The organism is Mesorhizobium humile (assembly GCF_033977215.1).
Taxonomy (GTDB): Bacteria; Pseudomonadota; Alphaproteobacteria; order Rhizobiales; family Rhizobiaceae; genus Mesorhizobium; species Mesorhizobium humile.
On the sequence record NZ_JAVIIV010000002.1, the window covers coordinates 155,369 to 168,658 of the forward strand.

The 13,290-nt window shown below is 64.6% G+C and carries 12 protein-coding genes; 7 read left to right on the top strand and 5 right to left on the bottom strand.

All coding sequences use genetic code 11. From position 1 onward, the window contains the following. Nucleotides 1-4: 4 nt before the first annotated feature. Nucleotides 5-892 carry a phosphoserine phosphatase SerB gene (serB, locus tag RFM52_RS03655; protein ID WP_320295182.1) on the bottom strand — a complete coding sequence of 296 codons (888 nt, stop codon included), beginning with the start codon at nt 890-892 and terminating at the stop codon, nt 5-7. Between serB and miaA the strand changes: the two genes are divergently transcribed. Further along, entirely contained in the window at nt 882-1,826 is a 945-nt protein-coding gene (gene miaA / locus RFM52_RS03660) for a tRNA (adenosine(37)-N6)-dimethylallyltransferase MiaA (RefSeq protein ID WP_320295553.1), read from the top strand. The two genes, serB and miaA, sit on opposite strands and share 11 nt — an antisense overlap. Before the next feature lie 125 nt (nt 1,827-1,951). Then, on the top strand, nt 1,952-2,743 hold the full coding sequence (locus tag RFM52_RS03665) for a GGDEF domain-containing protein (protein WP_320295183.1): 792 nt from the start codon (nt 1,952-1,954) through the stop codon (nt 2,741-2,743). Nucleotides 2,744-2,941: 198 nt separating this feature from the next. Here the strand turns inward: RFM52_RS03665 and RFM52_RS03670 are convergent, their stop codons facing one another. Continuing rightward, nucleotides 2,942-4,777: an ATP-binding protein gene (locus RFM52_RS03670; RefSeq protein WP_320295184.1), complete on the bottom strand. Its 1,836-nt coding sequence runs from the start codon at nt 4,775-4,777 to the stop codon at nt 2,942-2,944. 152 nt (nt 4,778-4,929) lie between these two features. Between RFM52_RS03670 and RFM52_RS03675 the strand changes: the two genes are divergently transcribed. The 3 genes from RFM52_RS03675 to RFM52_RS03685 are packed head-to-tail and all read left to right on the top strand — an operon-like array spanning nt 4,930 to nt 6,382. Further along, nucleotides 4,930-5,496 carry a helix-turn-helix domain-containing protein gene (locus RFM52_RS03675; RefSeq protein WP_320295185.1) on the top strand — a complete coding sequence of 189 codons (567 nt, stop codon included), beginning with the start codon at nt 4,930-4,932 and terminating at the stop codon, nt 5,494-5,496. A 5-nt stretch (nt 5,497-5,501) separates the two neighbouring features. Then, entirely contained in the window at nt 5,502-5,810 is a 309-nt protein-coding gene (locus RFM52_RS03680; protein ID WP_320295186.1) for a hypothetical protein, read from the top strand. Between the two features lie 32 nt (nt 5,811-5,842). Beyond that, entirely contained in the window at nt 5,843-6,382 is a 540-nt protein-coding gene (locus tag RFM52_RS03685; protein WP_320295187.1) for a GNAT family N-acetyltransferase, read from the top strand. Here the strand turns inward: RFM52_RS03685 and RFM52_RS03690 are convergent. Next, nucleotides 6,374-7,258 (bottom strand): LysR family transcriptional regulator, encoded by an 885-nt coding sequence (locus RFM52_RS03690; RefSeq protein WP_320295188.1) that lies wholly within the window; start codon nt 7,256-7,258, stop codon nt 6,374-6,376. The genes RFM52_RS03685 and RFM52_RS03690 overlap by 9 nt on opposite strands. 110 nt (nt 7,259-7,368) lie before the next feature. Between RFM52_RS03690 and tmpA the strand changes: the two genes are divergently transcribed. Together tmpA and tmpB are read left to right on the top strand one after the other, a co-directional pair. Continuing rightward, the gene (tmpA, locus tag RFM52_RS03695; protein ID WP_320295189.1) at nt 7,369-8,520 is read left to right on the top strand and encodes a 2-trimethylaminoethylphosphonate dioxygenase; all 1,152 of its coding nucleotides are present in this window, start codon (nt 7,369-7,371) and stop codon (nt 8,518-8,520) included. Further along, entirely contained in the window at nt 8,517-9,107 is a 591-nt protein-coding gene (tmpB, locus tag RFM52_RS03700) for a (R)-1-hydroxy-2-trimethylaminoethylphosphonate oxygenase (protein WP_320295190.1), read from the top strand. The genes tmpA and tmpB overlap by 4 nt, the downstream gene beginning before the upstream one ends. Before the next feature lie 50 nt (nt 9,108-9,157). On the opposite strand, the gene RFM52_RS03705 is transcribed toward tmpB, so the two are convergent. Then, the gene (locus RFM52_RS03705) at nt 9,158-10,966 is read right to left on the bottom strand and encodes an NAD(P)/FAD-dependent oxidoreductase (RefSeq protein WP_320295191.1); all 1,809 of its coding nucleotides are present in this window, start codon (nt 10,964-10,966) and stop codon (nt 9,158-9,160) included. A 267-nt stretch (nt 10,967-11,233) separates the two neighbouring features. Further along, a complete protein-coding gene (locus RFM52_RS03710; RefSeq protein WP_320295192.1) occupies nt 11,234-13,153 on the bottom strand; it encodes a sigma-54-dependent Fis family transcriptional regulator in 1,920 nt (639 codons plus the stop codon). Between the last annotated feature and the right edge of the window lie 137 nt (nt 13,154-13,290).

A 13,290-nucleotide genomic window follows, 5' to 3' on the forward strand; every position in this document is an offset into this window, starting at 1 on the left:
GACCTCACGAGACGAACTCCTCCCGGCGATAGCCCTGCAGATAGAGCAGCGCGGTCAGATCGCCATGATCGATGCGGATGCGGGCCTGCTCCGCCACCGCCGGCTTGGCGTGAAGCGCGACGCCGGTGCCGGCGAGACGGATCATATCGAGATCGTTGGCGCCGTCGCCGACCGCGATGGCGTCCTCGGTCGTCAGCCCGAGCCTCTTGGCGATGTCGAGCAGCGCTTCGGCCTTGGCGGCGCGGCCGAGGATCGGCTCGGCCACCATGCCGGTGAATGCGCCGCCGTCCTCGATCAGGCGGTTGGCCTGGTTCTCCTGGAAACCCAGCATGGCGGCGATGCGGCTGGTGAAGACGTCGAAGCCGCCGGAGACCAGCGCCGTCCAGGCGCCATTGGCGCGCATCGTTTGCACCAGGGCACGGCCGCCGGCGGCGAGCGTCAGCCGGTTGGCGATGATGCGATCGACCACGGCTGTGTCGAGGCCTTTGAGCAAGGCCACCCGCTCGCGCAAGGCCGGCTCGAAAGCGATCTCGCCATTCATCGAGCGCGCGGTGATCGCCGCCACATGGTCCTTGACGCCGATTTCGTCGGCAAGCTCGTCGATGCATTCCTGGTCGATCATGGTCGAATCCATATCGGCAAGCAGGATCTTCTTGCGCCTGGTTTCGGCGGGCTGGACGATGACGTCGACCGGCTCGGAAGCCAAGGCGGCGCGCAGATTGGCGGTCATCTCGCCGATATCGGGCGTCCGCGGCAAAACGAGATCGCAGGCAATGTCCTCAGCCAGCCAATGAACGGCGCTTGCGCCGGCGGCCCGCAAGGCCATATTCGCAAGCGAGGCCGGCACGGCGCGGGCTTCTGGACGGGAAACTAGCGTGGCGATCAGCGGCATTGAGAATTCCGGCAGGCAGGCGGGCGAAGGCCGCGTCAAGAACGCGATCCTGATAGCCGGGCCGACAGCCAGCGGCAAGTCGTCGCTGGCGCTCGATCTCGCCGAACGCGATGGCGGCGTCATCGTCAACACCGATTCCATGCAGGGCTATTCGGTGCTCGATGTCCTGACGGCGCGACCGAGCGCTGCCGAAACGGCGCGCGTTCCGCATTTCCTCTACGGCCATGTGCATCCCTCTACGGCCTATTCCACCGGCGCCTGGCTACGCGACGTGACGAAGCTGATGGAAGACGGCCTGCTGTCGGGCCGACCGGCCGTTTTCGTCGGCGGCACCGGGCTCTATTTCCGCGCGCTGGCCGAAGGCATCTCGGATATGCCGGATATCCCTGCCTCCGTGCGCGAGCGCTGGCGCTACGAGCTCAAGGAACAAGGGGCCGAAAGGCTGCATCGCCTGCTCATGCGCGAGGATTCGACTGTCGCCATGCAGCTCAGGCCGACCGACGGCCAGCGTATCGTGCGGGCGCTCGAAGTGCTCGACACTTCGGGGCGCTCGATCCTGGAATGGCAGGCGGCGCGCGGCCGCCCGCTGATCGATCGCGACAGCGCTCGCTTCCTGGTGATCGAGCCGGACCGGGAGCAGTTGGTGCGGCGCATCGAGGCGCGTTTCGACCAGATGCTCGACAAGGGCGCACTCGACGAAGTGCGCCAGCTCATCGCGCTCGGCCTCGACCCGGACCTGCCGGCGATGAAAGCGATCGGCGTGCGCGAGCTCCAGGCGGCAATGGCCGGCCAGTCGGGTTTTCCTGAAGCCATCGAACGCGCCAAGATCGCGACCCGGCAGTATGCCAAGCGTCAGTCGACATGGTTCAGACACCAACTGGGCGCGGAGTGGCGCAGGCTGCGGCCGGGCGACGAACCGGCGCTCCCGGACTGACGAAAAGCTTTTTCAATCAGCACCTTAAAATCCCTAGCTCTAATTCTCGCCAAGGTTGTCCGGGTTAACGGTCCGTAAGGTCCGCCATGCCATAACCTCAGGGCTTGCAGTGCCGCGGGGAGTAGATGCGTTTCCATAAGGCGGAATCCGCATTCTTTGTCTTTATTTTCGTGATCCTGGCCGCGGGCCTGGTGACCTTCCACGCCTATGGCCAATTGCAGGACATCGCCGCCGATCTCGATGCGGCGTCGCGCGTCGACAAAATCGTCTATCTCAACAAATTGCTGTTCGTCACCGGCGCGCTGCTGGCGACCGCGCTGTTCTTCGGCACTTTCTTCATCTACCCGCTGATCCGCGGCCAGGTGCGGGAAGAGGGCAAGCTCAGGGCCATGACGGTTTCGCTCAGCGCCCGTTCGCAGACGCTCGAGCAGGCGGCGCTCACCGACGGTCTCACCGGAATGCAGAACCGCCGCTATTTCGACGATGCGCTTCGCGAATATCTCCAAGAGTTTCGCCGCATCGACAGGCCGGTCGGGCTGATGATCCTCGATCTCGATCATTTCAAGCAGGTCAACGACACGCATGGCCATGACGTCGGCGACGAGGTGCTGAGAGCCGTCGCCACCTGCCTGCGGGGCATGACGCGCTATCACGACGTGGTGGCGCGGCTGGGCGGCGAGGAGTTTGCCGTCGTCACCCCCAACATGGATGTCGAATTGCTCGCCAGGTTCGCCGAGCGCATCCGCAAGGCGATCGCCAACATGTCGATCATGTCGGGCAATGTGCGGCTGAAGGTCACCACCAGCGTCGGCCTTGCCGTCTGGGACCACAAGGAGAGCGCGGAGGATTTCTATCGCCGCGCCGACCGCCAGCTTTACGAGGCGAAGAAGCAGGGCCGCAACCGGGTCTGCGCCTAAAATCCCGCTACTAAATTCGTGAGGCTGGCCGTATGCCGCCGTTTGCTGCGCTTCCGGCCTTCGCCGGCCGAAGCCCTCATATGTGTTTCCGCTCTATGAAGGCTACGGCCGGCGTAGGCCGGTTCTCGCAAACGGCACCGTTCGACTCAGCCTGACGAATTTCCTGGCGGGATTTACCAGCCGTTCGAGGTCGTTGGCTCAATCGTTCAGCTGGCGCATGCCGAAGGTCGAGGGCTTCAGGCCGTAGCGTGTGTCGAAGTCGTCGTCCGGCTGAGCGCGGGCGGCGGTGGTGGCCGGCTTCTTATAGTCCGGGTCGCCGGCCTGGCGGCTCGAGTCCACGGCTTCGGCAAAAGCCATGGCCTGTTGCGGCTTCGGCACGTTGCGCAGCCGCTCGACGATCATGGCCAGGTCGACGTCGTTGCCGTCCACGGAGGGTTCTACCTGCTCCCTCTTTGCGGTGCCGGGGATGAATTCCTGCGCCAGCTTTTCGAATTTCAGCCGCATGGTCGTCGCCACGCCTTCGCCGAAGGCGATGGCTTCGCGCTGCCCCATGGAGGACAGGAAGGCCAGCGTCGAGGCCGAGGAGTCGGCGATCGCCGAGCGGATGATCGCCTGGTCCTGCTCGTTGGCGAGGCGCATGGCGAAAAAGGTCGAGCACTGCGACAGAATGGTCGGGTCGAGCTCACCCGGGCGCTGGGTGACGACGCCGAGATAGCAGCCATATTTGCGGCCTTCCTTGGCGATACGCGACAGCGCGTGCCGGGTCGGCGCGAATCCGAGACGCGGATCGGCCGGCATATAGCGGTGGGCTTCCTCGCAAAGCAGGAGCAGCCTCAGCCGGCCCTCGCTCCACAAGGCCAGGTCGAAGGCCAGGCGCGCCAGCACCGAGCAGACCGAATTGACGACTTCCGACGGCATGCCCGCCATCTCGAAGCAGGTGACCGGGCGGCCGTGGCTCGGAACGCGGAAAATATTGCCGATCGTTTCGTGGATCGTGTCCTCGATCAGGCGCGAATTGAACATGAAGCGGTAACGTGGGTCGGCAGCGGCCGATTCGATGCGCGTCTTCAGCGATTTCAGGATCGGGCGGTCGTTCTTGCTCTCCAGTAGGCCCATGCGCTCGTCGATCTGCTTGATGAGGTCGGCGATGCGGTAAGGCACCGGCGTGTCCGCCGTCAGCGCGTCGCTGCCGCGCCTGATATAAGTCCCGGAATTCGGGTTGCGGTAGAGGTTCTTTGCGGCCGGGATCAGGTCGCGCAGGGCGTCGACCTCTTCCGGTACCGTCTCGCGCCCTCGAAACAGGACCTCGGCGAATTCTTCCAGCCTGAACATCCAGAACGGCAGGTCGAGCGTCGCGGAATCGACCTTGACGCAATATTCCGGCAGCGAGGCAGCGAACTCATTGTGCGGGTCGAGAATGAGCACGCGCAGGTCCGGGCGCGCCTCGATGGTCTTGCGCAAGAGCAGTGAGACCGCGGTCGATTTGCCGACGCCGGTGGTGCCGACGATGGCGAAATGGCGCGCCAGGGTGTCGTCGATGGCGATGTTGGCATCGATCGACTCATCCTGCGACAGCGTGCCGATGGTCACCGAATGGCGCCCGGCCAGGTCGTAGACCGCCTGCAGGTCGCGGCTGCGGATGCGGTGAGCGATGGCGCCGATATGCGGATAAATCGTGATGCCGCGGTCGAACACCGGCTTGGAGCCGGGCTCGGCGCCGTCGCGCACTTCGCCGACCAGTTCGACGCTGACCTCGATCGGGTTCTGCCCTTCGGTGTTCCAGGCGCGGTCCGATTTGCCGATGGCATAGACAAGGCCGACAGTTCGCGCCGCGCCGAGATTGATGGAGATCATCCTGCCGACGGTCCACTGACCGCTGACGATGCCGTCGGCGTCTTCGGCATAGGCGCTGATGGTGGCGCGCGCGCCGTCGCATTGCACGACATTGCCCAGAATGCGCTTGTCGTTCTGCTGGATGTTGCGGCGTTCCTGCGAGGTCGGTTCTCCGACGGAGGCTTCGCGTTCAACAAACATAATGCCCTGGTCCCATTCCCCTGGAGCGGGAACCCTATCCAATCGGGGTTAAAGTCAGGTGAGGTCGGATGGTGTAGGCAGCGTTAAGCCAGCCGTGACAATTCGATCGAACAGCTTCTTCTCAGTTCGCGAAATTCCGATATATTGGACGAATGGATAATATATCGAATGACATCAGCGCCACCATCGGCAGACGAATACGCTGCGAACGGACGGTGAGGGGTTGGTCGCTGGCCGAACTGGCCGAGCGCTCGGACGTCTCGAAGGCGATGCTGAGCGCCATCGAACGCGGCACGACCAGTCCGACCGCGGCGCTCCTGGTGCGTATCGCAGCGGCTTTCGGCATGACGCTGTCGACACTGATCGCACGAGCCGAGATGCAAGGCGGCGGCGTTTCGCGCAAGGACGAGCAGCCGGTCTGGCAGGATCCGGCAACCGGTTACATCAGGCGGCATTTGTCGCCGGCATCGCAGATGCCGCTCGAACTGATCAGGGTCAGTCTGCCCGCGGGCGCCAAGGTCAGCCTTCCGGCCGCCTCCTACGCTTTCATCAAGCAGCAGATATGGCTGATCGACGGAAGGCTGGAGTTCACCGAAGGTGATGTGGTGCACCGGCTCGAACCCGGCGACTGCCTGGCGCTCGGCGCGCCGTCGGATTGCGTCTTTCATGCTCCGGGGCCGGATGCAGCGGAGTATCTCGTGGCGCTGGTTAAGGGATGACCCTGATGTCCCGCCGGCCAAAGCGCTCGCACAATGGCGGGCCGCCGCTCGACGACTATGACGGCCCGCCCTGGGGCAAGGGCGACGCCTATGTCTTCCTCGCCTGGCGCGCCGCCCACGACAAGGCCTGGAAGGCGCCAGGCCACGCCGTCATGCTGATGCGGCTGGAACGAGCCGAGCGGCTCGGGCTGACCTATGAGGAATACACGCTCGAGATCCTGGAGCGCGGGCGCCACCTCGGCGAGGACGATGACGACCGTGTCGCCGAAATCAGGCGGGCGCGACGACGCAAGCGCATCAGCCATTTCGAATGACCTCGTTCCCGATACCTCTGGAGAGCACCGGCATGAACCCCCTTGAAATCCGGGCGTTGACCGACGACGCGGCAACCGAGGCCATGCTGTGCGATCTCTTGATCGAGACGGTCGCCGCCGGCGGGTCGGTGAGCTTCATGCACCCATTGTCGCCGGAAGCAGCGCGGGATTTCTGGCGCAAGTCGCTTGCCGCGGCCGCGCGCGGCGAAAGGGCGGTGCTGGGCGCATGGCAGGGCGGGGCGCTTGCCGGCACCGTCACGCTGCTTCTCGACTTTCCGCCCAATCAGCCGCACCGCGCCGAGATCGCCAAGCTGATGACCCGTCGGGACCATCGCGGCAAAGGCGTCGCGACCCGCCTGATGCGGGCAGCCGAGGAACTGGCTGTCGAAAAAGGCCGCACGCTGCTGGTGCTGGACACGGCGAGCGAGGAAGGCGCGGCCGGGCTTTATGAGAAACTTGGTTTCACCCTGACCGGTGAGATCCCCGATTTCGCGCTCAAGCCGCATGGCGGGCTGACCGGCACCCTTATCTACTGGAAACGGATCGGAACGACGGCCGGAGCGCTATCCTGAAACTCTGGCGATGCGTGACAGGAGCCAGCGGCGAAAATCCTGCTCGGCGCCGGACAGTCGCGACGATGACGGCCTCGTCAGGAAATGGCCCGATGGGCTCGAAAGCTCGAAATCCGAAAGCCTGACCAGCGCCTTGTCCCTGAGCGCGGCGTCGACCAAAGGCCGGGAACCGAGCAGCGCTCCTGCGCCGGTCTTTGCCGCTTCCAGGGCGGCGACGAAACTGTCGAAGCGATGCGAGCGCCGGGAATGGCCGGCAAGCCCCGCGGCGGCGAACCATTCCGCCCACATCTCGCGCGCGCCGGCCACCAGGAGCAGTGGCAACGATGTCCAATCGCCACCGAGCGCGAGTGTTGGAGCGGCGACCGGGACGAGCCGCTCGACGGTCAACCGGTCGGCTTCTCGCCCGGGAAACGACCCGTTGCCGAAGCGTATGTCGAGCGCCGAGCCCGGCTGGTCGTAGTCGGTCGGCCGATGGATGGTCACCAGATCGAGCCTCACCCGTGGCAGCGCCTTTGCCAGGTCGGGAAGAGCTGGGACCAGAACCAGCATCGCGAAGGAGATGGGAACACGGATGCTGACGGACTGCACGGCGCGCGGCTCGAACAGCTCGTTCGTGCTGTTGCCGATGGTCGCGAATGCCGACTGGATGTGGGGGAGGTAGGCCGCGCCTTCCGGCGACAGGGCCACGCCGCGCGCCAGGCGTGCGAACAATCGCGTCTTCAGCCGCTCTTCCAGAAAACGGATGTGCTGACTCACCGCTGCCTGGGTGAGCCCGAGCTCGGCGGCCGCGGCGGTGAAATTCGACAGGCGGGCAGCGGCCTCGAAACTGCGCAGCCAGTCGAGCGGAGGCATCATGTCGAAAGCTTTTCCAGCCATCAGAAATCTAGCGTCATTACCCACAAAACGATAATTTGAATTATGCCTTCGGCGAAGCCACCATGCAATCCGTGTCCGCAGTGGCGGGTCGAGGATGGGAGCTTTCGGGAATGCTGACGACAGTAACGCTGGGCGACGACGGACGAACGATCGAGCTTGGCTGGAAAGACGGAACGGTGAGCCGCTTCCACGCCATGTGGCTGCGCGACAATGCGCTGGACGACAAGACGCGCAGCGCCGGCAACGGCCAGAGGCTGATCACCATCCTCGACATTCCGGCCGAGGCGCGGATCGCCGCCGCCTCGATCAAGGGCGAGTTGCTCGAAGTCACGTTCGCTCCCGAAGGCAAGACCGTCGGCTTTCCCGCCGGCTGGCTGCGCGGCCATGCCTATGATCGCCAGGAGGCACGCGAGCTCGGCTGGACGGCAGGCGACATACGGCGCTGGACGAAAGCCACGATGCAGAATTCCGTGCCGCGCGCGGCCTATGCCGACGCCAGCCGCGACAGCAATGTGCTGCGGCAATGGCTGGCCGCGGTGCGCAGCTACGGCTTTGCCGTCATGGACGGATTGCCTGCCGTATCCGGTTCGCTGTGCAAGGTGGCCGACCTCTTCGGCTATGTCAGGGAGACCAATTACGGACGCTGGTTCGAGGTGCGCGCCGAGGTCAATCCGAACAATCTCGCCTACACCAATCTCGGCCTGCAGGCGCATACCGACAATCCCTACCGCGATCCGGTGCCGACGCTGCAGATCCTCGCCTGCATCGAGAACACGGTCGATGGCGGCGAATCCAGTGTCGTCGACGGGTTCGCGGTGGCGGCGGCACTGCAGGCGGAAAACCCGGACGGCTTCCGGTTGCTCTCTTCCTATCCGGCGCGCTTCGAATATGCCGGCTCGTCGGGCGTGCGGCTCCAGTCCAAGCGGCCGATGATCGAGCTCGGACCCGATGGCGAACTCATCTGCATCCGCTTCAACAATCGCTCGCTGGCGCCGATCGTCGACGTGCCGTTCACCGAGATGGACAGATACTATGCAGCCTACCGCCGGTTCGCCGAATTGATCGAGGATCCGGTCTTCGAGGTGACGTTCAAGCTCGAGGCGGGAGAATCCTTCATCGTCGACAACACCCGCGTCATGCATGCGCGCAAGGCGTTTTCCGGCAGCGGCAAGCGTTGGCTGCAGGGCTGCTACGCCGACAAGGATGGCTTGCTGTCGACGCTTGCGGCGATCGAGCATGGTTTCAAGGAGGCGGCGGAATGAATCCGAACGAATTGAACGCCGGCAACATCGTAGAGTTCATCGCCGATATCTTCGAGCGCCGCGGGGCGGAATCCTATCTCGGCGAACCCGTCACCATGTCGCAGCATATGCTGCAGGGCGCGTGGCTGGCCGAGCAGGACGCCGCGCCGGAGGAGCTTGTGGCGGCGGCGCTGTTGCACGACATCGGCCACTACACCAGCGAGTTCGGCACCTATTCGCCCGACGACGTCGAGGACAAGCACCATGACGAGGCCGGCGGCGAGGTGCTTGCGCCGTTCTTTCCGCCGGTCATCGTCGAGTGCGTGCGGCTGCATGTCTCGGCCAAGCGTTATCTCTGCGCCACCGATCCGAGCTATTTCGGCAAGCTGTCGCCGGCTTCGGTGCACACGCTGTCGCTGCAGGGCGGACCGATGAGCGCGGAGGAAGTGGCTGAGTTCCGTAGCAATCCGTTCCACGACGAAGCGGTGCGGGTGCGCATCTGGGACGAGGGCGGCAAGGTCGCCGACATGAAGACGCGGGCTTTTCGCGACTATGTGCCGTTGCTTGAGCGCGTCGTGAAAAAGTTCGCGGCGGAAAAGGCGGCTTAGATGACAGAAGCCCGGTTGGCCGGGCTTCTGTCTTCTGCGAGCCCCGTGGGTCAGCTCTTGTGATGGACCTCCTGCAGCCCATAGACAGGCGTCGGCAAGCCGACCTGCCTGGCTTTGAGCTGTAGGGACAGATACTGCGAGTAGTGCCGCGACTGGTGGAGGTTGCCGCCGTGGAACCACAGTGCTTCCTGCTGCGTCGGCTTCCACATGTTGCGTTGCTCGCCTTCCCAGGGACCCGGATCCTTGGTGGTGGCGGAGCCGAGGCCCCAGACCTTGCCGACCTTGTCCGCAACCTCCTGTGAGATCAGGTCCGCGGCCCAGCCGTTCATCGAGCCGTAGCCGGTGGCATAGATCACCAGGTCGGCCGGCAACTCCGTGCCGTCGACGAATTTCACACCGGTTTCGGTGAGTTCCTGCACCGTCGCACCCGGTCCGCTCTTCAGCTTGATAGAACCGTCGATGACGAGGTCGCAGGCGCCGACATCGATATAATAGCCGGAACCGCGGCGCAGGTATTTCATGAAGAGGCCGGAGCCGTCATCGCCCCAGTCGAGCATGAAGCCGGCCTTTTCCAGGTCGGCGTAGAATTTCGCGTCGCGCTCCTTCATCTGCTCATAGAGCGGGATCTGGAACTGGTGCAGGATGCGGTAGGGGAGCGAAGCGAAGATCATGTCGGCCTTGCGCGTCGTCATGCCGTTCTCGACCGCCTGCTCCGAATAGAGCGCGCCGAGACCGATATCCATCAATGTGTCGGACTTGACGATATGGGTGGAGGAGCGCTGCACCATGGTCACGTCGGCGCCGCCTTCCCATAGTGCTGCGCAGATGTCGTGCGCCGAGTTGTTCGAGCCGATAACCACCACCTTCTTGCCACGGTATTTGTCCGGGCCGGGATGGGTCGAGGAGTGCTGCTGCTCGCCCTTGAAGATGTCCTGGCCCTTGTATCTCGGCCAGTTCGCCTTGCCGGACATGCCGGTCGCCAGCACCAGTTGCTTCGGCTTGAGCACGATCTCCTTGCCGTCGCGTTCGACGACGACGGTCCATTCCTTGGTCTTCTCGTCGTACTTGGCGGATTTCGCCGTGGTGGAGGACCAGTAGTTCAGCTCCATCACCTTGGTGTACATCTCCAGCCAGTCGCCGATCTTGTCCTTCGGCGCGAACACCGGCCAGTTCTTCGGAAAGTCGATATAGGGCAGGTGATCGTACCAGACCGGGTCGTGCAGGCAGAGCGACTTGTAGCGCTTGCGCCATGAGTCGCCCGGACGCTCGTTCTTCTCGATGATGATGGCCGGCACGCCGAGCTGCTTCAGCCTCGCGCCGAGCGCGATACCGCCCTGGCCGCCGCCGATGATCACGACATAGGGCTGCCTGGAATGGCCGAGCTCGGCGATCTCGTCGTCGCGCTCCTCGCGCCATGTCTTGCGGCCCTTGCCGTGGCCATGCTTGGCGCCGAGTGGGCGGCTGAAGCCCGCTTTCTCCTCATGGTCCTTCAGCTCCGCCATCGTGGTGAGCAAGGTCCAGATCAGGTCGCCCTTGAACCGCACAAGGCCAAAGCCGCGCGCCACGCTCGTCTCGAAGGTGATCCAGGCGGTGATGACGCCGCCGTCCTCGCTTGCTTCCTCGCCCTTGGCCACCGACCATCCGGTCGGCTTGGTGCTGGCCAGCGTCGCCTGCAGCATGTCGCGGACCTGGCCCTGACCTTCCATCGTCTTCAGGTTCCAGGTGAAGGTGACGAGGTCGCGCCAGTAGCAGTCGGCCTGGAAGCAGTTGACGGCGCTGCCGATGTCGCCGGCTTCCAGCGCCTTGCCGAATTTGTCGAGCAGCGCCTGCGCCTTGGTGGTGGGTGTTCTCTCGAGCATTTTTTCTCCTCCACTTGCTAGAGTGCGCCATGAGCAGCAAGCGGCGTGCCAACCGTGGCGCTTGTTCGTGATTGCAATGAAATCAATCTGTTAGGATGCTCTTGCGTTGTCTTGCCTGTTGCGTTTCCTGTTGCAGGCGCCACGGCGCGCCACAGCCTTGCAATATTAAAGCGCGCCGAATGAAGCGGATTCAGGCGGCGCGCTTTAAGTCCCTGTTCCGACGCATGTCGTTGTCCCAAAACCGCTGCGCACTTTTGGGCGACATGCTTAGTTGGGCGCTTCCAGCCGCAGGCGCTTCATGCGGCGGTGCACCGTGGTGCGGTCGACGCCGAGACGCCGCGCGGCTTCGGAAATGTTCCAGCCGGTTGCCGCCAGCACGGCCAGCAGGGCGCCACGCTCTTCCTCGGGCGAGGGCGCGCGCAGCGCGACCAGGCTGGCGGATGGGGCCGTCGGCGCGGCGCGGAACGTGGCGAAATCAGGCAGGTCGGAAGGCTGGATCGTCTCATCGTCGCAAAGCGCCATCGCCAGATCCACGGCGTTGACGAGCTCGCGGATGTTGCCGGGCCAGTCATGGCGGATCAGCGCCAGCCGCGCCGCCGGCGACAGCCGTGCCGACCGGCCGGCAAGGCGCGCGCGCTCGCCGACCAGCCGTTCCAGCAGCCATTCGAAATCGGTGCGTTCTCGCAGTGCCGGCAAACTCAGCGAGGCGGCGTTCAGCCTATAGAACAGGTCCTCGCGGAAACGGCCCTCGGCAATCAGTTGGCGCAAGTCATGATGCGAGGCGGAGATGATCTTGATGTTGACAGGCCGAGGCGCGATACCGCCGACCGGGACCAGTTCGCGCTCGGCGATCACACGCAAAAGCCGCGATTGCAGCGCGTAGGGCATGTCGCCGATCTCGTCGAGGAACAGCGTGCCACCGTCGGCGCTCTCGATCAGGCCCTTGCGTCCCTTGGCCGTGGCGCCGGTAAAGGCGCCCGCGGCGTGCCCGAACAGCTCGCTCTCGATCAAATGTTCCGGGATGGCCGCGCAGTTGATGGCCACGAACGGGCCGAAGCGCCCGGAGCTGTCATGCAGCGCGCGGGCGAGATGTTCCTTACCGGAACCGGTCTCGCCGTGGATCAGGATCGGGATTGTGGTGCGCGCCAGCTTGGCGGCCCTGAGCTGCATTGCCGCCATGACCGGGTCGCCGCCAGAAAGCTCGGCGATCGGTCCAGGCAGCACCTCGACGGGGGCGCGGCGTCCGCTCGACGGCTGCGGTTCGATGGCATGCGCGAACAGCGCGCTGCCGTTGCGGCCGAACACCAGCCGCTCCTCGGTCGGGCGGCCGCGCGTCAAATTCGGCAAGTCGTCGATATCCATGTCGAGGTAACGCGAGATCGGCTGGCCGACCGGCGAGGAGCGACGCCAGTCGACACCGCCAGCCTGTGCCAGGAGCAGTGCCGCGCCGCGCGTGGTGCCGAGGATGCGGCCCGACGCGTCGAGCGCGATGGCGGCTTCCGGATCGACGTCGAGGAATTCGGGCGAGCGGGAGAAGCGCAGCACCCATTCCGAATGCATCTGCGCCATCAAATTGGCGAGCTCGATGCGCCGGGCCGACGACGTCACAAGGTGAAGGGCAAGGTTCTGGCTGACCTTGGGCTGCGGCGAGCGCAGCAGCGATATGTCGAGCACGGCGGTCAATTCGCCCTTGGTGTCGAAGATCGGCGCGGCGGTGCAGGAGAGCGGCGTGTGGGTGGTGTCGAAATGGTCGGTCTGGTGAATGGTCATCGCCTCGCCGGTGACGATGCAGGAACCGACTCCGCAGGTCCCGGTGCGGCTCTCCGACCATTCGGAGCCGAGGTAGAGACCGGCCGTGCGCAACTGGTCCATGAACAGCGGGTCGCCGAGGAAGTCGACGGTGACGCCCTTGGCGTCGGCCAGCAGCAAGACATAGTTCTGGCCCGCCACCTGCTTGAATAATGTCTCCAGCCCGCTGCGGGCAATGGCGATCAGCCGCTCCGACTGCTCGCGGTGCTCGCGCAGCTGGGTATCGGGAACGATGTAGGCTTCCGTCGGCCGTGCCGGATCGAGCCGATGCGTGTCGATGCAGCGCAGCCAGGATTGAACCACGATATCGTCGCGGGCCGATCGGGCGCCGGACAATACCTGTTCGATTTCGCGTATATGCTCGCGTTCGCCAGCCATGCGTCCTCCTCGCACGTCCTTTGCCAGCGCATAGTGGTGCGTCGGCGGCGGGCGCTCAACTGTACTATGGTAGCGCGAGACCGAGCCGTTTCACAGGCGGGTCAATTTGCACGGGACCCCATTGACGAGCCCGCGTT